This window comes from Sinorhizobium kostiense, from assembly GCF_017874595.1.
Taxonomy (GTDB): Bacteria; Pseudomonadota; Alphaproteobacteria; order Rhizobiales; family Rhizobiaceae; genus Sinorhizobium; species Sinorhizobium kostiense.
Window position 1 is genome coordinate 379,117 of sequence record NZ_JAGILA010000005.1, and the last position, 21,972, is coordinate 401,088.

At 62.2% G+C, this 21,972-nt stretch carries 19 protein-coding genes; 8 read left to right on the plus strand and 11 right to left on the minus strand.

Annotated elements, in window-relative coordinates; translation table 11 throughout:
* Positions 1-25 precede the first annotated feature (25 nt).
* From J2Z31_RS19610 to J2Z31_RS29385, 7 genes are all read right to left on the minus strand, one after another.
* Positions 26-616, minus strand: coding sequence for a TadE/TadG family type IV pilus assembly protein (locus J2Z31_RS19610; RefSeq protein WP_328243619.1), 591 nt, complete (start codon positions 614-616; stop codon positions 26-28).
* Between the two features lie 314 nt (positions 617-930).
* Entirely contained in the window at positions 931-1,413 is a 483-nt protein-coding gene (locus J2Z31_RS19615) for a TadE/TadG family type IV pilus assembly protein (RefSeq protein ID WP_209603639.1), read from the minus strand.
* Positions 1,410-3,002 (minus strand): TadE/TadG family type IV pilus assembly protein, encoded by a 1,593-nt coding sequence (locus J2Z31_RS19620; RefSeq protein ID WP_209603640.1) that lies wholly within the window; start codon positions 3,000-3,002, stop codon positions 1,410-1,412. The genes J2Z31_RS19615 and J2Z31_RS19620 overlap by 4 nt, the downstream gene beginning before the upstream one ends.
* A gap of 253 nt (positions 3,003-3,255) precedes the next feature.
* Positions 3,256-3,588 carry a pilus assembly protein gene (locus tag J2Z31_RS19625; RefSeq protein WP_408022047.1) on the minus strand — a complete coding sequence of 111 codons (333 nt, stop codon included), beginning with the start codon at positions 3,586-3,588 and terminating at the stop codon, positions 3,256-3,258.
* Positions 3,554-5,047, minus strand: coding sequence for a type II and III secretion system protein family protein (locus tag J2Z31_RS19630; RefSeq protein WP_209603644.1), 1,494 nt, complete (start codon positions 5,045-5,047; stop codon positions 3,554-3,556). Before J2Z31_RS19630 ends, J2Z31_RS19625 begins: the two co-directional genes overlap by 35 nt.
* 55 nt (positions 5,048-5,102) lie before the next feature.
* Positions 5,103-6,029, minus strand: a complete 927-nt coding sequence (gene cpaB / locus J2Z31_RS19635) for a Flp pilus assembly protein CpaB (RefSeq protein WP_209603646.1) — start codon at positions 6,027-6,029, stop codon at positions 5,103-5,105.
* 93 nt (positions 6,030-6,122) lie between these two features.
* Positions 6,123-6,335, minus strand: a complete 213-nt coding sequence (locus tag J2Z31_RS29385) for a Flp family type IVb pilin (protein ID WP_234939527.1) — start codon at positions 6,333-6,335, stop codon at positions 6,123-6,125.
* A 321-nt stretch (positions 6,336-6,656) separates the two neighbouring features.
* Here J2Z31_RS29385 and J2Z31_RS19640 point away from each other — a divergent pair, with 321 nt between their 5' ends.
* The 6 genes from J2Z31_RS19640 (at position 6,657) to J2Z31_RS19665 (ending at position 13,357) form a co-directional block, all read left to right on the plus strand.
* The gene (locus J2Z31_RS19640; protein WP_209603648.1) at positions 6,657-7,214 is read left to right on the plus strand and encodes an A24 family peptidase; all 558 of its coding nucleotides are present in this window, start codon (positions 6,657-6,659) and stop codon (positions 7,212-7,214) included.
* Positions 7,215-7,468: 254 nt separating this feature from the next.
* The gene (locus tag J2Z31_RS19645) at positions 7,469-8,542 is read left to right on the plus strand and encodes a hypothetical protein (RefSeq protein WP_209603651.1); all 1,074 of its coding nucleotides are present in this window, start codon (positions 7,469-7,471) and stop codon (positions 8,540-8,542) included.
* Between the two features lie 412 nt (positions 8,543-8,954).
* Positions 8,955-9,551 carry a PE-PGRS family protein gene (locus J2Z31_RS19650; RefSeq protein ID WP_209603653.1) on the plus strand — a complete coding sequence of 199 codons (597 nt, stop codon included), beginning with the start codon at positions 8,955-8,957 and terminating at the stop codon, positions 9,549-9,551.
* A 182-nt stretch (positions 9,552-9,733) separates the two neighbouring features.
* Positions 9,734-11,446, plus strand: a complete 1,713-nt coding sequence (locus tag J2Z31_RS19655; RefSeq protein WP_209603655.1) for a type I secretion system permease/ATPase — start codon at positions 9,734-9,736, stop codon at positions 11,444-11,446.
* A 115-nt stretch (positions 11,447-11,561) separates the two neighbouring features.
* A complete protein-coding gene (locus J2Z31_RS19660) occupies positions 11,562-12,986 on the plus strand; it encodes an HlyD family type I secretion periplasmic adaptor subunit (RefSeq protein WP_209603657.1) in 1,425 nt (474 codons plus the stop codon).
* A gap of 101 nt (positions 12,987-13,087) precedes the next feature.
* Positions 13,088-13,357 (plus strand): transposase, encoded by a 270-nt coding sequence (locus J2Z31_RS19665; RefSeq protein WP_209603659.1) that lies wholly within the window; start codon positions 13,088-13,090, stop codon positions 13,355-13,357.
* Here the strand turns inward: J2Z31_RS19665 and J2Z31_RS19670 are convergent.
* Positions 13,326-14,099, minus strand: a complete 774-nt coding sequence (locus tag J2Z31_RS19670; protein ID WP_209603661.1) for a response regulator transcription factor — start codon at positions 14,097-14,099, stop codon at positions 13,326-13,328. The two genes, J2Z31_RS19665 and J2Z31_RS19670, sit on opposite strands and share 32 nt — an antisense overlap.
* A 449-nt stretch (positions 14,100-14,548) precedes the next feature.
* Between J2Z31_RS19670 and J2Z31_RS19675 the strand changes: the two genes are divergently transcribed.
* Entirely contained in the window at positions 14,549-17,110 is a 2,562-nt protein-coding gene (locus tag J2Z31_RS19675) for a GcvT family protein (protein ID WP_209603663.1), read from the plus strand.
* A gap of 170 nt (positions 17,111-17,280) precedes the next feature.
* Positions 17,281-17,442: a Thivi_2564 family membrane protein gene (locus tag J2Z31_RS19680; RefSeq protein WP_209603665.1), complete on the plus strand. Its 162-nt coding sequence runs from the start codon at positions 17,281-17,283 to the stop codon at positions 17,440-17,442.
* On the opposite strand, the gene otsA is transcribed toward J2Z31_RS19680, so the two are convergent.
* From otsA to J2Z31_RS19695, 3 genes are all read right to left on the minus strand, one after another.
* Complete coding sequence (gene otsA / locus J2Z31_RS19685) at positions 17,424-18,815, minus strand: alpha,alpha-trehalose-phosphate synthase (UDP-forming) (protein WP_209603667.1); 1,392 nt, start codon at positions 18,813-18,815, stop codon at positions 17,424-17,426. The genes J2Z31_RS19680 and otsA overlap by 19 nt on opposite strands.
* Position 18,816: 1 nt before the next feature.
* Positions 18,817-19,638, minus strand: coding sequence for a trehalose-phosphatase (gene otsB / locus J2Z31_RS19690; protein ID WP_209603675.1), 822 nt, complete (start codon positions 19,636-19,638; stop codon positions 18,817-18,819).
* Positions 19,639-19,793: 155 nt separating this feature from the next.
* Positions 19,794-21,833 (minus strand): NADH:flavin oxidoreductase, encoded by a 2,040-nt coding sequence (locus J2Z31_RS19695; protein ID WP_209603677.1) that lies wholly within the window; start codon positions 21,831-21,833, stop codon positions 19,794-19,796.
* Positions 21,834-21,972: the final 139 nt, after the last annotated feature.

The window sequence follows — 21,972 nt, forward strand, 5'->3', positions numbered from 1 at the left end:
CTCTTCCCCACACAATATCAGAGGGTTAGCAGGTCGAGCATGTTCTCAGGTCTTCCGTCGTGATCGTCACCGGATGGGCCGGTATCGTGATAGTATCGAGCCCCAGCAACCCGCCCAGGAGCGGCAGGTCGAAGGTGACGTTGCGAACCTCGAACCGCATGGTGACCACCGGTCCCTCCGGCCGTCCCCAGTACCCGAGCCCCGAGCGCTGGTAGGTGATCGCGATGTTATCCCTCTCGATCTCCGGGTTGGCATGGCAGATCGCAGGGCGGATGCCGGCAGTCCCAAGGGATTGGCACTCAGTAGCTGCGCTAGAGCCATAGACAATACGGTTCAGCGCGGCGACATTGCAGTTCGCCAAGTTGGGGCCGCAGGTAGAGGAGACCGTTGCATCGTTGGGCGTGGCTGTACCGTTGTTCACCGGGTTCGCGGCACTGGTTGGGAAGACCGTCGCGAAGTTGCTGGTCAACGGATCTGAGACCGCTGCGAGCCTAGCCCCATATTGGAGTGCCTTCACCGTCTGATTCCACTGCGACATGGCATAGCCGAACTCGACGAGGGCGGCGAAGACCAGGAGCACGATCGGGAAGGTGATCAGCGCCTCGGAAAGCGCTATGCCGCTTTCGTCCTGGCGAAATCCGGTCCTCCGTGTGGGGCGGGCCGATGCACCGAGTGTCGTGGCACAGGCCGCACCTCCCTCATCCCTGTGCTCGTCACAGGGATCCAGCCACGGTGCGTCCGCACCGTGAAGGACTCCCTTCCACGTGCCGAAATGAACGCTCGCTCGCCCCCAATAGTGATCCTTCTGCGCCGCCGACGCGGCGCTGCTGGAATCCTGTGACGAGCACAGGAATGGGGTGGGTGTGTGATTGCCGAACGCAGCGCCCCGCCCCATCCAATCACGCAACGGTCTTTGTTGTGCCCGTTCGGTTACCATCCCATGTACCTCTCTTCATGCGAGACGCTGATGGTTATGGCGTCGATGCCGAGCCAGCCGAATAGCGGAGAGGCCACATACTGGTGCGCCGTGGAAATGGTGAATGTGCCGTCAGCACCGGCCGGATTCACTGTAATGTCGGCGAGATCAGGGCCCCAGCCGAGAACGCGCAGCGCCGCACCTGCAGCCGGGGTTTGCGTCCCGTAATAAGCAATGGTTTTCGCGGTCGCCTCCGAGCAGGTCGCGGTATAGGTCGGCGAAGTCGGCCGGCATCGGGAGAGATAGCGGCCGGCGTCGCGCAGGCCCGCATCGATCTGCATCCGCTCCCACATGACGTTGCCGAATTCGAGGATTCCGGCTGCAAAGAGCGTCACGAAGGGCACCGCCACCAAGGCTTCGGCAAGAACAGCACCCTCTTCCTTCCACCAGAAGGTGCGCTTCGTCCGCAAATGAAGGAATTTCTTGAACGCAGTCATCGAACGAGCTCCGCTTCCTCACGCAGGAATTCGTCGAGCGTGCCGCGCCCGCCCTTGCCGGTGATGTCGATCATTTCGAGCGAAAGATAGCGTTCGCTACTCTCCTTGATTGCCGGCTTGGTCAAGAACATGCGGGCGAAGGCGATCGCTTTCGTATCGGTGCTGTGCCCAGTCAGGCGCCCCGAATTATACTCGTGCTTGCAATTGACGACGGCCGCAAAAATCTCCCGGCGGTCGCCGTACTCGCCGTCGCTGTAGTTCGAAAGGTCCGGCCCGCCATAGCACTGCCCACCCGTCAGGGGCGCTCCCTTCTCGCCATTGGCGGAGGCATTATCAAGCAACGTGGCATTGTCGAGTTCGTAGCGATAGACGTCGTAGGCCGAGGGCTGCGACGGCGGGCCGGTCGGCGACGGAAAGCTGGAGTGATTGCTGAGGATCGTAGTCGTCGAAGGGGCACCCGTCCCGTGCGCGACGTTCCAGTAGCTCCCGTAGTTCCAATTGTTGCCGGTGCTGATCTTGCCGCCGGCGAGCGCGCTCATCGTGGCACCATAACCGAGAGGTACGGCCTGGGTCACGTCTCCGACCGTGCTTCCGGCCATGACCGGATTATAGTCGCCGCAGATCTTGTTGGCGCCGCCCGTCTGGGTCTGCGCAGAGCGCACGTTGCGAGCCGGCCGGTAGCGGCCATCATTGCTTGCGCTTTTGAACGAGCCGCCGTAGAAGCCGAAGCGGGTGTTCAGACCGGCTTCCACGGGACCGGCATTGGCACCCGTTTTCGTCTCCAGGGAGTCCTGCTTGTAGCACACGCCCGGCGACCCGGTCGCCAACGCTTCGGCGAGGACATTCGCGCCATTTCCGTAGGTCGAGAGAAATCCGAAATTGCCGGGGCCGGGCGAGCTGGAGGCCGTGCTGTGCAGCTCGATCTGCACGCCATAGAGATTGCCCGCGGCAAAATTGGTGTGCAGCAGGTCGGCCGCCTCTTCGTTGTTGGTGCCTGACGCGTTTTCATACGGATTGCAGATATAGATCGGCGTCACGTCGCAAGCGCTGGCGCGATAGACAGCCACGGCCTCGGCGGCGACGTTGATCGTATTTCGATTGAAGCCGACCGGTACCGGGAAGATGGTCGTCATCGCCTGCGGTTTGGCGACGACGCGGGCATAGGACGCCTCGTTGGGATCGGTCGTCTCCATCGACGCAGGAATCGGATCATCATCGCTCGCCGGAATTTCCTTGAGATAGGTGACCGTCACCGTGCTGCCGGCGTCGTTTCCGGCATCATAAGTCACGGTAATATGCGAGCCGAGCGACATGCCCGTGCCGCCGCCACCAAAGGCGGCGCTGTTGGCAAGTGCCTCGATCGCCGCATTGGCCCGGTCGATCGCATCATCGCGGCCGTCAAGCTCGCGGGCGCCGGTAAGCGCCATGGCATCGGCGGCGTTCTGCAGGTCGGTGTGGAGATTGCCCGTACGACCGACATCGATGACCATCAGCGAAAAGCCGAGCAGAAGCGGCATGGAAATCAGCGTCAAGGCGATGACGTAGCCACGGTTATCATCCAGGAAGCGTTTGATTGCCTTATTCAACATGGCATGCCCCTCGGAACGCGACGGATCATCCGCCACGGCTTGTCTGTCGCCGGTGCGAAGCGCTCCGGACGACCACATGCTTAAAACAAGGGCGGAATCTTCAAAATATCAGCGGTTATCCGCCCGCAGCCCGCGTCCAAATTCTTAAAATCTCTTGCCGGATCACCTGGTCCCGGTTTCAGCCCGAGACCATGATGAGCCTAATATTCACTCCCGGCTCTAATTGCCGCTGCTCAGTTCCTCGCCCAGTCCTTTATTGGGCGACGGAGTTTGTTCCGTTCGGCGGCGTCGCCACCGGCAGTATCACTGCCGACGGAGGCGGCGCACTCGTCTGTCCACCACCCTGATAGGTGCGCATCACCCTATTGATCACCTTGCCGTCGCTCGGAATGTGCGTGTTCTGCGCCACCCGCGGGAAAGGCTCCTTGATGTGGATGCCCTTGTTGGCTTCCACCGCATTGCCGAGTCCGAAGGTGATCGTGTCGCGATGGTTGAGATAATCGGCGCAGCCGGAAAGCAGGCCCATTGCCGCCACAACCAGGAATGCGCGCTTACTTCTTTGCAACGGCAAGTTCGCCTCCCACATCAAGATCGAGACGGTGGCCATAGGGCCCCTTCACGCCTTCGCCATTGCGAAAGCGCCGCAACATGTCCTTGTCCACTTCCAGGATGCCGAGCGCGAAAAGCTCCGCGTCGTTCGAAGACCGCGTCTGTTCGAGCGGGCTGTAAAGATCCTCGCCCGGCCTCGCCGGCCGTACGACATGAGGCGTGACGACGATAACGAGGTCCGTTTCGCGCTTCAGGAAGCTTGTCGAGCGGAACAGCGCCCCGATCACCGGAACCTGTCCCAGCCAGGGCAATTGTTCGACGTCCTTGGCATTGACCGACTGCAGGAGACCGGCCATCGCGAAGCTCTGGCCGTCGCGTAGCGCCACCGTCGTGCTCGCCGCGCGCGAGGTGAAACCTGGATTGCCGTTGACGGTGATCGCGGGATTGATCTCGGAGACTTCCGGCTGGACCTTCAGGCTGATGAGGCCGTCATCGAGCACCACCGGCGTGAAGCTGAGCCGCACGCCGAAGGGCCGGTAGTCCGTCTCGGTCGCAACCGTCGCGCCGTTCGCCACCGTCCTCTGGATCGGCACTTCTCCGCCCGCATGGAAGCTCGCGGTCTCGCCGCTCATGGCGATCAGGTTCGGCTGCGCCAGCCGGCGCGCAAGACCCTTCTGCTCCAGCGCGTTGATGACGATATCGATTCGCGTCCCGGAAATCTCCAGCACCTTTGCGATAGCCTGCCCGAAAGGCAACATGCCGGTTGCGGCGCCCGCACCGTCAGCCAAGCTGAAGGCTAGTTGACCGTCGCGGTCCGTAGTCAATCCCACGCGGGAGGAAATCGCACCCTTGCTGCCGTTCGGATTGCTGCCAGCCCAGCCGATGCCGAGGTCCCGCCCGGTCTGGCGCGAAGCCTCGAGGATTCGCACCTCCAGCATCACCTGCTGCGATTCGGCTACACGGAGCTGGTTCATGACCGGCACTTCGGAATAGGCCTGTGCTATTTCCACGACCCGTTGCAACTCGACCGCGTCGCGAACCGTGCCAGCGAGCCGGATGCGATTGTTGGAATTGAAGACACGGATCTTGGCCGAGGGTGCGGCGGCCCGGACCGCGGCCGCCACTTCGCTGAAATCGCTGGCCACACGGACGTCGATGACGCCGATCAGCTGCTTGTTGTCGTCATAAATCGAGATATTGGTGGCGCCGAGATTCTTGCCGCGAATGAAGAGCGACTCGTCGGAAAGCGGTACTACGTCGATCATTTCCGCGCTGCCGATCACCAGGTCGCCAAAGGCCTTGCTCGTTCTGATGGTAACGGTGTCGTTCGGCGGCAAGGTCACCTGCTCAACCGACCCCGTGAGGTTGATATATTGTTCCTGGGCATCGGCGGAGCCGACGAAGCCGCTTCCCCAGCAACCGAGGGCAATCGCTGCCGCAGCTGTCGCCGCAAGGGCCTTGGTTCGCGCCGCCCCCCAGTTCATTCCGCTCAACATCCCCGCTCCGCTCCTCGTTCGGCCGCTCAAGATGGCGGCAAACCGCATCATCCTCTCACTGGATCAAACCGACTCGGTGCTCCTCGCGCTGCGTCGTGTTCCAGACGCCGACCGTCGCCCATTTTGGCTGAATCGGCAAGTCCGGTTCTACTTTACGTTCCACAATTTGTAACTGCTTTTCTTTAACAGGTTGTTTCATTTTGTCCTCGATGACCTGGCCGCCGAGCTCGTTCGCGGCAGGGCCTCCGCCAAGATCGGCCATGGTCAAGCGCCGCGTCTCTTCGACGGAGGCAGAAGCGATGTTGCGCAACGCCAGTGACAGCGTGCCGATGCTGGCGCCGAGCGTTAGCCGTTGCGCCTCCGCTGTGCTCACCGCGAAGGTGACGGTCTTGACGACAGAAGGCTCATCCTTCCGCTCGTCCGCAGTCTGGTCCACTGCCAACACCTTCACGCCCTGGAGCAGCACGTCGACAAAGGTTTCGTCGCTGTTTTTCTCCTGGTTCCGAACCACCCGCGTGAGCAGCACGTCGACACGATCTGACGGCCTCACGAAACCCGCAACGCCGAGGACGTCGTTGACGCGGATGGAAATAGCCTTCATGCCCGGATCGAGCGCAGCCGAAAGCGTTGCCCGCTCGCCGGCGCCGGTAATTTTCGAGGTCAACACCGGCTCGCCTGGGTCGATCGCCTCCATGGCATAGCGTGGCTTCGTTTCGTCGCCAACGACCGCCTCGACAGTCTGGAACGAGCCGTCAGGCCGCTGAGCAGAGGGCCAGGGAATAGTCTTCAGATTTTCTGGCAGCACTCGGTCGCCAAAGCGCATGGGCTGGGCGGCGACGACAAGCGTCCTCTCCTCAGCTTTGGGAACATTTAAGGCCGCAAGCCGCGCCTGCTGATCGGCAAGATAGGTGCGCGTCGCGAAGACCGCCACGCCGGCAAGTGAAATGGCAACAGCAAGACTAGTGAGGGTCGAGGGACGCATGAGCCAATACTCGCTACTTTAAAGAAATAGTAGAATACAATAAACAAAAACTGAGGCGATGGAGGCTACCTCCATCGCCTTTGACGCAACGGTTTAGCAAGTTGTCGTAGCAGTGGGAGTGCAGCTCAGCTCGTTGGTGAAGAAAGTTCCCCACGAGGTCCACGCAGATGCCAGGTTGCCGCTCACAGTAGTGACAGCAGCGATAACGCCACCGACAAGCAGACCGAGGAGCACCAGATATTCCGACAGCGCGACGCCATCTTCTTCCCGCGCGAAAGCGCGTACTGTAGACATTACAGCTTTCATCGAGAAATCCTTTCAAAAATACTTCGCGTGACCGCAATTTCCCCCGGTCCGCGCCATCGTCGAGACCACCTCGTCGATGGGTAGAATTAATAAACCGTTAACTACTACTTCGTCAACCACTAAGATGTAGCCATTTACGGCGTCTCAATCTTATGGTTAAAATAGAACATTAAGATAATACGCGTCGGATTAGAATTAGTCGTACAATTATTACGTCATGATTAGCGGCTTTACGCCTTTCTAACCCGAACGGATTAGAAGCCACCAAAAAAAGATTTGAAAATAAGCAATTTCGACCGTACCCGAGGGGCCTCGAATAACATGATTGCAAGCATCGACATTATCACCATCACCTCGGTCTTCCTTTTTCTTTATGCCGCCTGGAGCGATTTCAGACTCTGGAAGATCCCGAATGGCACCGTGCTGGCGCTGATCGTCGTCTACGCGCTCGACGCCACGCTGCGGCTCATGACGGCGAAACAGGCCGGCGGCGCCCTGGGACTGCTGACTGAGGAAGATCTCGGCGCCACGCTCTTCTCCCTAAACGGCATCGGCGGCGACCTCGCCGCCGGCCTCCTGCTCTTTGCGCTGGGCTTCGCCCTCTGGTGCTTCCGCCTCTTCGGCGCCGGCGACGCCAAGCTCTTCCTGCCGATCGGCCTCTTCATCGGCTGGTACGCCATGCTGCCCTTCGCGATGTTCCTCCTGATAGGCGGCGTGCTCACGATGCTGGCCTTGAAGCTGCCGTTGCCGCTGCAATTCGCTCACTATGCGGTTGTGATACGCCTTGAGGAGATCCGCACCACCCGCAAGATCCCCTACGGCGTCATCATGGTCGGAGCGGCGCTGGCAGTGATGGCGTTGCGGCCGGCTGGAGCATAAACGCCTGCGGCACATTCCAGCTAGCGGGAAGGCCGGCGACTTCCCTTCGGTTGCTGGGTTGTGCATGGATCCTCGGGTCAAGCCAGACTTGACCCGAGGATTCATGCCGACGCCCCTCACCCCCCACCCCCCGTCAAGCTCCCCGAATGGGCGTAGACGAATTGCAGGCTCTCATTTTCCCAGGCGTGGCGGCAAGATAGCGGGTCAGCGCTAATGGCCGCTGCGCGCCGTTGCGGTCGGTTGGAGATACGACGATGGCAGAATCTCGTCCTCCCTTGTCAGGTGATGCAAGTGCCGATCAAAGCACCGTCGCCGCCGGGCATCTCGCACTGGTTCCGACATGGCTTCCGCTCGATGTTGCGGACAATTCCGGCCAAAACGCTGCTGGAAACGGCGGCGACGGCACGAGCCTCGGAACGATCAGCAGCAACACGTTCGCCTTGTTCACCCCCTCCAATTTGGCGATCGCAGGCCCGCAGACGAATGTCAGCGCCGACCAAGGCAACAACGCGCTCATCAACCAGCATGCTACCGAAATGGCCGGGCTTGGCGGCGACGGCGGAAGCGGCAATGTCGCGATCGGCAACACAGGCAACGCAAATCTCGCCGGCAACGGCGGCAACGGGACCTTTCTCGGCAGCCTCCTGAGCACCGATGTCGCCGTGTTCGCTCCGGTGAACACGGCGGTTGCGGCCGGACCGGGGGCGTCGGCGACGGCCGACCAGACGAACAATGCGGCGATCCTCCAGGGCGCGACCCAGGTCGGCGGCGTCGGTGGCGCGGGCGGCAGTCACAACGTTGCAGGCGGCACACCGTCCCAGGGCACGACCTTCACCTTCAATGGCGACAACTATGCCGGCCATGGCGGCGACGGCACGTTCATCGGCAGCATGGTCGACGTCAATGTTGCCGTCTTCTCGCCGATCAACATTGCCGTCGGAGCGGCCGGCGGCGACGCCCAGGCGACCCAGACCAACAACGTGATCTTCGATCAGGGCGGCATGCAGGTTGCCGGGATCGGCGGCGCCGGCGGCGGTTTCAACATCGCCTCCGACACGATCTTCACCGGCGGCGCGAGTGGCAATGGCGGCGGCGGCGGCAACGGCTATTCGAACGGCAGCATGGTCGACGTCGATATCGGTTACTTCCACCCGATCAGCATCGCCGTCCCGGCGGGCGGCACCGCCGAGGCAGACCAGCTCAACCAGGTGCTCGTCGACCAGCACACGGCCCAGATCGGCGGCATCGGCGGCGCAGGCGGCGAAGGCAATGTCGCGGATGCCAATTCGGCGCTCGTCGGCGATGTTCTGGATTACGTGAACGCCTGATTGCGGAGCAATCAGCTAGACACCCCCCTCTGCCCTGCCGGGCATCTCCCCCACAAGGGGGGAGATCGGCAAGCGGCGACGTCAGCGCTCTACCAATTCAGCTATTGCCTCGATCAAGTGCTTCGGCACCTGCGCCCTTGATGTTGGGTGCGCTGCGCCTCTGTCCGATCTCCCCCCTTGTGGGGGAGATGCCCGGCAGGGCAGAGGGCGGTGCTTCGCCTTGCGCGCCGGCTCGGCCGCGGCGCCACATCCGTCCGAAATAGACCCTAGCCAAAGGAACGTCCCCGAATATCCGGCTGGCCGCTCTTCGAGATGACGCGCACCATAGCCTCGTCGTGTCCCCGCCCGCGGGCGGTGTCCCCTGGCATCGAACCGCTCAAATCAACGGGGCAAACAGCAAAGGAGCGACGCCATGCCTATTGCGCAGTTTTCGACAGACACGATCAACCTGACCAATCCCACCGCGGGCGACGCGAATGCCGGCAACGGCGGCGACGGCACCAATAATGGTGATGTCAACTACACGCCGACTGCCTTTGTCGCCAATACGCAGACTGTCATTGGCTCCGCCCCCACGGTCTTCAACGGCGATCTCGTCGGCCAGACCGCCGGATGGACCGCGGGCACCGCCGATGGTGGCGACGTCGTCCAGATACCGGTCGCCGTCCTGGCAACTCTCACCAATACCGGCATCGGCGGCGCCGCCGGCGGTGCCAACTCGAACGGCAGCCAGACCAACAACAGCGGCGGCAACGTCGCGGCCGTGGACGCGGATACGACCGCAACGCAGAACACCACGCTCGTCGCCGGTCAAAATGCGACGATCCTTGCGGGCGTGGGCGGCGCGGGCGGCTCCGGCAATGCGGCCGTTGGCGGCGATATTTCCGCTGCCCTCGTTCACTCGAACCCGATCGCGGAAACCACGACCACGACGAATACCACGGCGGTCACCAATATTCTCGACGATATCAACAACACATTCGGAAACATCGCCGACATCGGCATCTGATACTTGACGAGGACCGCCGGCCATTGCCGGCGGTCCTCTTCTTCGCCGCGCCCCCGGTGAGGCGGTCAAGGCTCGGCCCTTTACACTTTCGAACCACCCAGTGACTTAAGGCCGATTCCGACAGAAGGAATCACGCAGCAGAAAAGACGACCGTGTCAGGATCGACATGCCGAGATCTGACAATGACGACGAATTCTAAAGGATCGCAGTCTCCCACCCATCTGGTCACGGCCCTCAGGGCCTGCTCCGGGGCCTTCTGCCTCGTTTTCCTCTATAGCTGCGGCTATAACCTCTTCCTGCTCGCCCCCTCCATATACCTCCTGCAGATCTACGATCGCGTCCTTTCGAGCCGCAGCGCCGACACGCTCATCATGCTGACGCTGATCATCGCGGCGGCCGTGGTGGTCGGATCTATCCTGGACATCGTCAGGCGGGCCGCCCTTACGCGGATCGGCAGCTGGCTCGATCACCGGTTGCGGCCGGTCGTGCTCACCGCCTGCTTCGAATGCGGAGCGCGCGCCGATGCGGGCCTCGCCAACGAGTGCTACAAGGACCTGTCGAACTTGCGCCAGTTCCTCGATGCGCCGGCCAGCGCATTGCTCTTCGATATTCCATGGGCGCCGGTGTTCCTGCTTCTCCTGTTTCTGGTTCACCCGGTGCTCGGAGCCATCGGCCTGATGACCGCGGTTGCCCTGCTTCTCATGGCGGTCCTCACCGAATTGGCGACGCGGCAGCCGCTGGCGCAGGCAAGCGCCGCACTCGCGCGCAGCCAGCTGCGTTTCGCAAACGCCTTGCGGTATATCCAGGTCATCCGCGCCATGAACATGCTGAACGGTGCCACCCAGCTCGTTTATCGCGACGCGGAGACGGCGAGACATGCCCAGGACGGCGCGATGCAGCGGGCCGAGATCATCCTCGGGCTATCCAAGTCCGTTCGCATGCTCGCGCAGATCCTGATGATGGGCGCTGCGACCTGGCTCGTCCTCGAGGAGAACGGGAACCCGGGCATTATCTTCGTCTCGAGCCTGTTGCTCGGCCGGGGGCTCGCGCCGATCGAGGGCGCCATCGGCGCGTGGCGCGCCGTCGCCTTTGCCTATGCCGCCTTCAATCGCGTCAACCGCATGCTGGTCGCGGTCGTAGCCGAGAACAGGGTCAGGACGGTGCCGATGCCGGAGGGGAGCGGCCTCGTGCTCGACCGCGTCGGCTATGTGCTTGCTCCGGCCAATCGCCAGATATTGAACGGCGTCAGCATGCGGCTCGTGCCCGGCGATTGCCTGGCGCTGATCGGACCGTCCGGGTCCGGCAAATCGACGCTCGGCAGGATCATCGCCGGCGTGCAGCCGGCGACTTTCGGCTGCGCGCTCCTCGGCGGCGTCGATATCTCGGCCCTGCCGCTCTACGGCGGCATGCGCCTTGTCGGCTACCTGCCGCAGGACATCGAACTGTTCGGCGGCGCGGTCAAGGACGTCATCGGCCGGCTGGACGGCACCGATGCCGGCAAGGTCGTCGAGGCGGCCAAGCTCGTTGGGTTGCACGACACGATCATGCGGCTGCCGCAGGGATACGACACCGATATCGGCGAAGGCGGCTCATCGCTGTTGCGTGCTCAACGCCAGCAGCTTGGGCTGGCAAGGGCGGTCTATGGCAATCCCGCGCTTGTCGTTCTCGACGATCCGAATTCGAGCCTGGACTACGAAGGCGAGCGCAGGCTGTTCGCCGCCATCAGCCGCATGCGAGCGATGCGGATGATGGTCGTCGTCATCACCCATCGCATGGGGATCCTCCCGGTCACGAACAAGATCGCCATCATGCGCGACGGCGCGATGGAGGCGTTCGGCGACAGCGACTGGATCTTCGATACTTATCTTCAATCTCCAGCCCGGTCGGGCACCTAAGAGTGGGATGCGCTCACATGCGTTCGGGCCCCCAGATGCTTGTTCTTGCCAGATTGGCGCGACGTCAGGCGGCTGCAGCTCGCTTAAAAAATCTCGCGAAGGAGGCGCCAGACCCATGCAACTCATGAGGATCGAACCTTCCTTCGACCGGCCCCGTGGACAGGAGATCGACGGACGGCTTTGCGAGGCGGCCGCCATACCGGCCTCCTCCCCCTTTGCCAACGCCCCATTGACGCTTGCAGACGCATCCCCGATGTCGAGATTGCGCCGGGTCGTCTGGACGGGAAATCTGCTGGTCGGTGTTTTCGTCATCGGCTTGGGCGCGTGGTCGACCTATGCGCCGCTCAGCAGCGCGGCCATTGCTTCGGGCATCGTCGAGGCGGAAACCAACCGCAAGATCATCCAGCATCTCGAGGGCGGCATCGTCAGGCGGATTCTCGTCAAGAACGGCGACGCCGTCGCCGCCGGCGAGGTTCTGATCGAGCTCGACGACACCAAACCGCGAACCGAGCGCGACGGTCTGCGCTGGCAATTGTGGGATGCGAAAGCAAGACGTGCACGGCTGACCGCCGAGCAGAAAGGCTCCGATCACATCGCCTATCCGCCGGACCTTGTGGAACTCGCGGCCAAGTATCGGGCGGTCGAGGACATTCTGGCCGGGCAACAGAAGATATTCGACGCGCGGCGGCAGGTCATGCGTTCGGAAACCGCGATCACGCAGCAGAAGATCAAGCAGGTCCTGGAGGAGATCGCGGGCCTCAGCGCCCAGAAGGTCGCCTTGATGGAAAGAATCGATATCTCCCGCCGGGAGCTCAGGACCGCCTCGGGGCTTAAGGCGAAGGGCCTGGAAAGAATAAGCCGGGTCCTCATGCTGGAGCGAGAAAGAGCCGATATCGGCGGCCAGATCGGCGAAGTTGGAGCCCGCATCTCGCGCGCCCATCAGGTGATAAGCGAGGCTCAGGCCCATCTCGTCAAGCTGCGTAGCGATCGTTCGAACGAAGTCGCTCTCACCTTGCGCGACACGCAGAGCCAGCTGCTGCAGTTGGGCGAACGCCTGCTCGCGATCGACCACCAGTTGGAGAGGACCAAGGTCCGGGCACCCGAAGACGGGATCATCATGGACCTGCGCGTCCATACGGCGGGCGGCGTCATCGGCGCCGGAGAGCCCTTGGCCGACCTCGTGCCGGGCGCCGCCCGGCTCGTCGTTGCGGCGCGGATAAAGCCGGAGGACATCAATCAGGTCCATCCGGGACTCGAGGCCCAGGTCCATCTCATCCCTTATGATCAGAGACGGGTCCCCCTCCTCACGGGAACGGTCGAGTATGTCTCTGCGGATCATCTGGTCGATCGGCAAAGCGGGCATTCCTATTACGCGGCGACCATCCGCGTGACGGACGAGCGGCTGGAAAGAATGGCCGATGTGAAGATGATCCCCGGAATGCCCGTCCAGACGATGATCATGACCGGAACGAGCAGCGTGGCGATCTATGCATTGCAGCCACTCCTCGACAGTTTCAACAGGGCGTTTCGGGAGAACTGAGCAGTTGGGGCGTCGGTCGGAGCTTTGGCGGTGCGGGTGGACCGCGAAGGATCCGCCTTTGTGTGCGTTGGGAGTCACGTCGCGCCTCGAAGGAAACGAAGATGGGCAAGCGAAAATTCAACGACGAAGAAGTGATGGGTATACTCAAAGAGCATCGAGACGGCGCGACTGTATTGGATGTCTGCCATCGGCACGGCATCAGCGCGCCGACCTTCTACCGCTGGCAGTCGTCGCAGCTTAAGGGTTCGGACATCTACGCCAAGCGTATCAAGGCGCTGGAGCAGGAGAATCAAAGGCTGAAGACGTTGCTCGCCGAGGCCATGCTGACCGCGGCAACGCTCAGCGAAATGCTCGAAAAGACGCCGCACTGACCACATTTCCGGCTGCGCTCCCGCCATTCCCACCGCCGCCCGAACGTCCCCCCAGGAGCGCGACAACCTCCGTCCGGTTCTGCACCTGGAGCTTGCGCATGATGTGCTGCAGATGCATCTTCACGGTGTGGTCGGAGAGATGAAGCTTGTCGGCGATGACCTTGTTCGAAGAACCGCATCTGAGCTCGGCAAGCACGTCAACCTCGCGCGGCGTGAAGTTGGCGAATGCGAATTCGCTTCCGCGCGCGACCGATTGCGGTTCTTGGCCATCGTCGTCATTGGCGCAAGCGCCATCCTTGATCGCTCGCAGCGGATCCGGACAGAAGATGCCGCCGGCGAGAACCAGTCTCAAGCCGGCGAGCGCAAGCTCGATCCGGATCGATGGCGTGAAAAAACCGCGAACCCCCATCTTGAGCACTTCAGCGGCTGTCGCCATGTCGTCCGTGTCCGCCAGCACGGCCACCGGCGCATCAGAAAATCGCTCCCGGATTTCCGCAAGCTCGGCAGGCAAGCTGCGGCTGCCCACGCATCTTCCCGCCAGGTCGAGCGTGATCAGGCGTACGTCCATCCCGACGGCCCGGTCGAGGCCCTCGGTCGAAACCATGTCGAGGATGTTCCAGCCGACGAGTTCGCGCTCGAGAAGGGTCACTATGACCGTACGTGCGAGCGTGTGATGCTGAATGACGATCCCGGTCGGCGCACTGCCGCCGTTGTGGCGCGGCGTTCCTGAATAGATGGACACGAGTCAACCCCCAGGATTGTGCAACCAATTAGTGTCGCCTAAAGTATGCCCGTTCTTGTATCATGTCATGAGATAAACAGGATTAATCCCGTCGGGGTAAGTATAGATAAAGCGTTGCGAACAAACGGAAAAAACCATCCCGACATCATCCTGCAACAGCTCTTGTAACATATATTGAGCGGAGATATGTCAGCCCTCCCACGGCATCTGGCAAGCCGCGATCCAGGGTCGGGGCGCATAGCCTTGTCGGCTGGGAGCTTGAGATAACCGCCCCCAGAACGGCGGGTCTCGCCAAGCGACCTTGCATCGCTCGCGCCGCCCCGCGGAAACGTCCCGCGCGGGCTCCCGTGCCGCTGGTCGTGCAGCATGATGATAATGTCGTAGACAGGCTCAAATCGCGTCGCTGCACGCTCTAATATCCGGCCAAACACCAACTAGGGTCGCAATCCATGGCAGAGTTTCCACAAAGGGCGAAAGTCGTAATCGTAGGTCTGGGTGGCATCGTCGGCGCGTCGATCGCCCATCACCTGATCGAGCGCGGATGGGACGATATCGTCGGTATCGACAAGTCGGGCATTCCGACCGACATCGGCTCGACGGCGCATGCCTCGGACTTCTGCTACACGACCAGCCATGACTACCTTTCGGTCTGGACGACGCAATACTCGATCGACTTCTTCGAGAAGATGGGCCACTACGCCCGCATCGGCGGCCTGGAAGTCGCCCGCACCGGTGATCACACCTGGATGGAGGAGATCAAGCGCAAGCTTTCCTCCGCCAAAGCCTTCGGCACCCGCGCGCACTATGTCTCGCCGGCCGAAATCAAGAAGATGTTCCCGCTGATCGAGGAAGATCAGGTCATGGGCGGCATGTTCGACCCGGATGCCGGCCTCGTCATCCCGCGCTCGCAGACGGTAGCCGGCAAGCTGGTCGATGCGGCGGAAAAGTCCGGCAAGCTCAAGGTCTTCGGCAATACGCCGGCGACTTCGCTCCTCGTCGAGAACGGTCGCATCAAAGGCGTGGTCACGCATCGCGGCACGATCATGGCCGATCATGTCGTCGTCTGCGCCGGCATCTGGGGCCGCCTGATCGCCGAAATGGTCGGCGAAGACCTGCCGGTCATGCCAGTCGACCATCCGCTCACCTTCTTCGGCCCGTACAACGAATTCGAAGGCACAGGGAAGGAAATCGGTTTCCCGCTGCTGCGCGACCAGGGCAACTCGGCCTATATGCGCGACACCGGCGACCCGAAGACCACCGAGGGCGGCCAGATCGAGTGGGGCTATTACGAGGCCACCAATCCGCGCCTCTGCCATCCCCGCGACATTCTCGAAAAGCACGAGGCACGCCTGTCGCCCTCGCAGCGCGACCTCGAGATGGAGCAGATCATCGAGCCGCTCGAGCGCGCCATGGAACTGACACCGATCCTCGGCGAGCTCGGCTATAACGAAGGCCACTCCTTCAACGGCCTCTTGCAGGTCTCGGCCGCCGGCGGCCCCTCCTGCGGCGAGAGCCAGAAGGTGCGCGGCCTTTGGTACTGCGTCGCCATCTGGGTGAAGGACGGTCCCGGCTACGGCAAGCTGATCGCCGACTGGATGACGGACGGGCGCACCGAAATCGACCATGCCTCGATCGACTACGCCCGCTTCTACCCCCACCAGCTTGAAGAGAAGTTCATCGAGGCGCGCTGCTTCGAGGCGGCGCAGAAGATCTACTTCCCGGCCGTGCATCCGCGCGAGCCTTATGCCGGCGGCCGTAACGTCAAGCGCTCGCCCTTCTACGAGCGCGAGGTGGAGCTCGGCGGCTATTTCATGGAACTCGGCGGCTGGGAGCGCGCGCACGGCTATGCCGCCAACGAGCATCTCCTCGAAAAATACGGCAACCGCGTTCCGGTGCGCGAGAACGAGTGGGACAACCGCCACTTCTGGCGCGTTTCCAACGCCGAACATCTGGCGATGAGCGAGGATTGCGGCATCGTCAACCTGTCGCACTTCCACATGGTCGACATCGAGGGCCCGGACCACGTCGAGCTTCTCGAGTGGCTTTGCGCCGCCAAGATCGGCGGAGACGGCAATATCGGCAAGGGCATCTACACCCACTTCCTCGATGACGAGGGCATGGTTCGGGCCGACTTCACCGTCTTCCGCATGGCCGACCGCTGCCGCCTCGTGAACGGCGCCGATGCCGGCCCGCGCGACTTCCATTACATGCGCCGTGTCGCGGAAGACCGCGGCCTCGACGTCACCATCACCGACGTCTCGGAAAAGTTCACCACCATCGGCATCTGGGGGCCCAATGCCCGTGAAACGCTGAAGAAGGTCGTTGCCGATCCGGCCGGCCTCGATCCTGAGAACTTCCCCTTTGCCGCGATCAAGCAGATCGAGATCGCCGGCAAGCCGGTCTCCGCCTTCCGTATCTCCTATGTCGGCGAGCAGGGCTGGGAACTGCACATGAAGTACGAGGACGGCCTGGCCGTCTGGGATGCGCTGCGCGCCACGGGCGTCATGGCCTTCGGCGTCGAGACCTATGCCAACTCGCGCCGCATGGAAAAGAGCCTGCGCCTGCAGAACGCGGATCTTCTTACCCAGTACAACCTCATCGAGGCCGACCTTGCCCGTCCGAAGGTCAAGGAAGCAGACTTCCGCGGCAAGGCGAAGCATCTGGAGTACAAGGCGCGCGAGCACCAGCCCGCCATGCTCTGCACGCTCGTCATGACGGAGAACACCGACAGGAACGGCGTGAAGCGCTACCCGGTCGGCAACCTGCCGGTCATGGATCCGGAGACCGGCGAGGTGCTGGTCGACGAGCTCGGCCGTCGCTCCTACACCACCTCCATCGCCTATGGCCCGACGATCGGCAAGAACATCGCGCTTGCCTACCTGCCGTGGGCCTATTGCCAGGAAGGTCGCAGGCTCAATGTCGAGTATTTCGCCGAGACCTATCCGGTCGAGGTGGTCGGCATCGGCTATAAGCCGCTCTACGACCCGGAAAACCTGAAGCCGCGGACCTGACGGTTTCCAAGTTCAGATCACAGGCGAGTCCGCTCAACCGGCGGGCTCGCCTTTTTGTATCCGGGTCGCGTCCGGGACAGTTCCATCGCCGCCATCACCGGTAGCAGGCCTTTTCTTCTGCAAAACCTCCCATAGGTAATTATCGAAGGTTTTCATTCGGGGGAGATCGCATGTCCATTCTGATCAGCATCCTGATCACCTTTCTTGTCGTCATCCTCGTGCTTTATCTTGTGAACCGCCTGCCGTTGGATGGGCGCACGAAGCAGATCGTCCAGGCGATCGTGATCATCATCGGCGTCCTGTCGCTGCTGCGCTATCTGGCGGTGTTTTGAGCCTGATGCAGGCATGAGAGAAAGTCGTCGCACCAGCGATAGACGTCGTGCTCGCGAAGCCTCGCCATCATCGCCCGCCACCGCTCGATCCGCGCATCCTGGGGCATGACGAGCGCCCTTTCGATCGCGTGCGCCATCGACTCCGGGTCATAGGGATTGACGAGGACCGCTCCCTCAAGTTCCCTGGCGGCGCCAGCAAAGCGTGAGAGCACGAGAACGCCGGGATCATGCGGGTTCTGCGCGGCGACATATTCCTTCGCGACCAGGTTCATTCCGTCGCGAAGCGGCGTCACCAGGCCGACGCGCGCCATGCGATAGAGACCGGCCAGTTCCGGGCGGCCGAGGGACTGGTTGATGTAGTGCACGGGCACCCAGTCGATGGTTCCGAGATCCCCGTTGACGCGCCCCGCGAGTTCCGCGACGTCCTTCTGCATCGCCAGATATTCCGGGACTTCCGAGCGGGACTTCGGGGTGATCTGCAGCAAGAGCGTCTTGCCGATGCGATGATCGTTGGCCTGAAGGAAACGGCGGAAGGCGACGATGCGCTGGTCGATGCCCTTGGAATAATCGAGGCGGTCGACGCCGATCACGACGTCATAGCCCGCGATCCTGCGATAGTTCTCCTGCAGAGCCTCATCGCGCGCGGCCTGATCCGCCAGGCTTTCGAACTCGGCCGTATCGATGCTGATCGGAAAGACGCCGCAGCGAAACAACCGTCCATAGGCTCGGCAGAAGCCGCCTTCGACGAGGTCGCCGCAGCCCTCTCGTCGCAGGCATTCGGCGAAGTTGCTGAGGTCATAGCCGGTATGAAAGCCGACGAGGTCGTAGGAGGAAAGCCCGCGCAGCAAGGTGTCGTAGATCGGCACGGTGAAGAGGATGTCCGCCGGCGGCCAGGGGATATGCAGGAAGAAGCCGATCCGGTTGCGGCAGCCGCGCCTGCGCAGTTCTTCCGCCAGCGGGATCAGGTGGTAGTCGTGCACCCATATGACGTCGTCCTCCTGCAGAAGCGGCATCAGCAGGTCCGCGAAGAGACGGTTGACCCGGTAGTAACCGGACATTTCCTGCCTGGCATATTCGGCAAGATCGACCCGGCAGTGGAAGATCGGCCAGAGCACCCTGTTGGCAAAGCCGTTGTAGTATTCGTCCAGATCCTTCTGCGCGAGATCGGTCAGCGCATAGGTTATCCCGCCGGCCTCCCGCGTAATGAGCGCCGGCGGCTCCTCTTCGCCCTTGACCTCGCCCGACCAGCCCATCCAGAGACCGTCCTTCTTCTTGAGCGCGGCGTTAAGCGCAATCGCCATTCCGCCCGGCGGGGGCGAGCCGTGCTCGTCGGGCAGCGGAACCCTGTTGGAGACGACGATCAGTCGAGCCATGTCATTTCCCTTCCGGTTGGCGAGCAATGGAAGCAAGAAGCCGACGCAGCTCGTTTGGCGAACCGATCCATGCATGCGCGGCCGTCGGAGCGGCAGCATCCCCGACGCGGATGGCTGCGCCACCCGCCGCGGCCGCGACCGCAAACATTTCCTCGTCGGTCAGGTCGTCGCCGACGGCGATCGGGTATCGTCCGCGAAAGGGCGCAGTGCCCATCAGCCTCTCGAGGGCCTCGCCCTTGCCGGATCGGGCGGGCTTCAGTTCCACGACCATCTTGCCGTGCTGCAGCGCCCAGTGCTCGCCGGTGCTTGCGGCCGCCTGCTGCATCAGGGCGCCGACGACCGCTTCATGATGCGACGCAAGCCGGAAATGCAAGGCGACAGCCGCGCCCTTGTCCTCGAAAATCACGCCTTCCAGATCCTTCGAGCGGGCCCGCAATTCTTCCTTTGCCGCGAGAAAGGCGGACGAAAGCGCCGGCTCGACAAGTCCGCCGTCCGGCAGCCGCATTTCGGCGCCGTGAAGGCCCGCGACCGGAAAACGATGCGGCTCGAAGAGGGCATCGACGCGGGCGATGCTGCGGCCGGTGACCAGCGCCACGGCTCCGTCGAGTTTCGCTGCGAGCGCCGCAAGCTGGTCGGCAAGCCCGGGCGGCACGACGATCGCCTCCGGCGTCGGAGCAATGTCGAGAAGCGTGCCGTCGATGTCGAGATAAAGGGCCGAGCGGCTCGGTTGTTGCTCTATTATGGAAAAGATTTCCAAGGCCGAACCGTTGAAGTCGGGAGGTGGCGGCCGAACTGCAGTTTCGCTCTCATCATCTATATTCATCGAGGGCGATATAGGGCGCGTGAGCCCTGCGGCAACCGCTGCTGTGGCGGCTGTGCGTTCCCCGGCTCATGCTGCTTTCGATGTTTGTCGCTGTAGCACTTTGAAGCGCTGCAAGTCTTTGTCCCGAGGCCGAGTTAAGGAGACATGCAAAAGCTTCAGATATCCTTGAGAAGGCGAAGGGCGTCGTAGATAGCCGCGTGCGTGTTACGCGCCGCAACCGCATCGCCGATGCGGAAGAGCTGGAACCTGCCTTGCGGGTTGCGGACGACGGACTGCGGCTCGCCAGCGATCAGTTGCTCATGCGACATCTCGCCGAGATTGCTCGAGGCCGGCTTCAGCTCGAAATAGAGCTCATCGAGCGGAATGGTACCATGATTGACGACGATCTGGTCGTACGTCCGCTGTTTATCGATCCCGCCATAATCGCTGCCGACATGGGCGACGAGTTGATTGCCGCTCTTTGCGACTGCTTCCAGGCGATAGGTGACCGTGAAGGTCACATCCAGCTCCTGCAGGGAGCGCATGTAAGGCACCAGGTTCATCGCCATGACCTCGGGCGCGAAGGAGCGGTCGGGAGTCATGATCTCGACCTTGGCACCGGCATTGGCGAGAAATTCGGCGGCCTGCAGGCCGGCATGGTCGCCCGCGTCGTCAAAGATCAGCACGTTCGTGCCCGGCTTGACGTCGCCTGAGATGATGTCCCAGGCGGAAACCACGAGTTCGTTGCCCCTGGAAAGCACTTCCGTATGCGGCAGTCCGCCCGTGGCGATGATGACGACATCCGGATTTTCCGCCTGAACCGTCTCCGCTTCCGCCCAGGTATTGAAGTGGAAGGTCACGCCGTGCTTCTCGCACTGGCTCATCCGCCAGTCGATGATGCTGATCATTTCTCTCCGGCGTTCGCTTTGCGCAGTCAGACGGATCTGCCCGCCGGGATCATTGGCTGCTTCGAAGACCACCACCTCGTGGCCGCGTTCGCCTGCCACACGCGCAGCCTCGAGGCCGGCAGGTCCAGCACCGACGATCACGACCTTCTTGCGGGCCTTGGCCTTCGCGATCGTGTGGGGCATCGTCAGCTCGCGTCCCGTCGCGGCGTTGTGGATGCAGTAGGCGGCGCCACCCTGATAAATGCGATCGAGACAATAATTCGCGCCGACGCAGGGGCGAATGTCCTCTTCCCGTTTCTCGATGATCTTTTGCACGATGTGCGGGTCCGTCATATGCGCACGGGTCATCCCGACCATATCGACCTTGCCGGACGCGATCGCGTGGCGCGCCGTCGCGACGTCTGGAATCTTGGCAGCGTGAAAGGTCGGGAAGTTCGTCGCGGCGCGAATTTCGCCCGCGAAATCGAGATGGGGCGAATTGGCCATGCCCTGGATCGGAATCACGTCGGTGAGGCCGGCGTCGGTGTCGATATGGCCGCGAATGACGTTCAGGTAATCGACGAGCCCGCTTTCCTTGAGGCGCTTTGAAATCTCAAGACCTTCCTGCCTTCCGGTGCCGCCGGGAAGACATTCGTCGGCCGTGTATCTGACGCCAAGGACGAAGTCGTCTCCGACACGCGCCCGTATCGCCTTCAGGACGTCGAAACAGAAGCGCATGCGGTTTTCGAGCGAGCCCCCGCCATAAGGTCCGTCGAGCTCATTGGTCAGCGGCGACGCGAACTGGTCGATGAGGTGCCCGTAGGCTTCGAGTTCAACACCATCCATGCCACCTGCCTTCATGCGCTCGGCCGCGTCTGCAAAGTCCTTGATGATCCTTTCGATATCCCAGTCTTCCAGCTTTTTGGGAAAGGCGCGGTGCGCCGCTTCGCGGTGACGGGAGGGGGCGACAACCGGCAGCCAGTCGCCCTTGTCCCACCGTGTCCTACGGCCGAGATGCGTGAGCTGGATCATGATCGCCGCACCCTCTTCGTGCACGGCGTCGGTCATCTGCCTGATCCATGGCACGATCTCGTCCTTGTAGGCGAGCAGGTTGTTGAACACCGGTGGGCTGTCCTTCGAGACGGCCGCTGAACCGGCGGTCATCGTCAGCGCCACTCCCCCTTTCGCGCGCTCCACGGTGTAGGCGCGATACCGCTCCTTCGGCATGCCATCCTCCGGATAGGCCGGCTCGTGCGCGGTTACGATGATGCGGTTGCGCAGCGTCAGGTGCTTGAGCCGATAGGGCTGAAGGAGGGGGTCGTTCGACATCTGCCGGGCTCCGATCTAGAGATGTTCAGAAGCGTAATCGGCAATGTACATATGTGTCAAGATATCGACCATAAAGGTCGTTTTCATAGACATTTCTGTACATTTTCTTGCAGGCCCTCCCTCGATCTGCTAGGAGGCA

What these genes read in the sequence shown, in the direction of transcription:
- J2Z31_RS19650 (WP_209603653.1), top strand. Translation starts at nt 8,955, where the DNA reads ATGCCTATTGCGCAGTTTTCGACAGACACGATCAACCTGACCAATCCC.
- J2Z31_RS19695 (WP_209603677.1), bottom strand. Translation starts at nt 21,833, where the DNA reads ATGTCGAACGACCCCCTCCTTCAGCCCTATCGGCTCAAGCACCTGACG.
- J2Z31_RS19630 (WP_209603644.1), bottom strand. Translation starts at nt 5,047, where the DNA reads ATGTTGAGCGGAATGAACTGGGGGGCGGCGCGAACCAAGGCCCTTGCG.
- J2Z31_RS19655 (WP_209603655.1), top strand. Translation starts at nt 9,734, where the DNA reads ATGACGACGAATTCTAAAGGATCGCAGTCTCCCACCCATCTGGTCACG.
- J2Z31_RS19675 (WP_209603663.1), top strand. Translation starts at nt 14,549, where the DNA reads ATGGCAGAGTTTCCACAAAGGGCGAAAGTCGTAATCGTAGGTCTGGGT.
- J2Z31_RS19620 (WP_209603640.1), bottom strand. Translation starts at nt 3,002, where the DNA reads ATGTTGAATAAGGCAATCAAACGCTTCCTGGATGATAACCGTGGCTAC.
- J2Z31_RS19615 (WP_209603639.1), bottom strand. Translation starts at nt 1,413, where the DNA reads ATGACTGCGTTCAAGAAATTCCTTCATTTGCGGACGAAGCGCACCTTC.
- cpaB (WP_209603646.1), bottom strand. Translation starts at nt 6,029, where the DNA reads ATGCGTCCCTCGACCCTCACTAGTCTTGCTGTTGCCATTTCACTTGCC.
- J2Z31_RS19680 (WP_209603665.1), top strand. Translation starts at nt 17,281, where the DNA reads ATGTCCATTCTGATCAGCATCCTGATCACCTTTCTTGTCGTCATCCTC.
- J2Z31_RS19660 (WP_209603657.1), top strand. Translation starts at nt 11,562, where the DNA reads ATGCAACTCATGAGGATCGAACCTTCCTTCGACCGGCCCCGTGGACAG.
- otsB (WP_209603675.1), bottom strand. Translation starts at nt 19,638, where the DNA reads ATGAATATAGATGATGAGAGCGAAACTGCAGTTCGGCCGCCACCTCCC.
- J2Z31_RS29385 (WP_234939527.1), bottom strand. Translation starts at nt 6,335, where the DNA reads ATGAAAGCTGTAATGTCTACAGTACGCGCTTTCGCGCGGGAAGAAGAT.
- J2Z31_RS19665 (WP_209603659.1), top strand. Translation starts at nt 13,088, where the DNA reads ATGGGCAAGCGAAAATTCAACGACGAAGAAGTGATGGGTATACTCAAA.
- J2Z31_RS19625 (WP_408022047.1), bottom strand. Translation starts at nt 3,588, where the DNA reads ATGTGGGAGGCGAACTTGCCGTTGCAAAGAAGTAAGCGCGCATTCCTG.
- otsA (WP_209603667.1), bottom strand. Translation starts at nt 18,815, where the DNA reads ATGGCTCGACTGATCGTCGTCTCCAACAGGGTTCCGCTGCCCGACGAG.
- J2Z31_RS19645 (WP_209603651.1), top strand. Translation starts at nt 7,469, where the DNA reads ATGGCAGAATCTCGTCCTCCCTTGTCAGGTGATGCAAGTGCCGATCAA.
- J2Z31_RS19640 (WP_209603648.1), top strand. Translation starts at nt 6,657, where the DNA reads ATGATTGCAAGCATCGACATTATCACCATCACCTCGGTCTTCCTTTTT.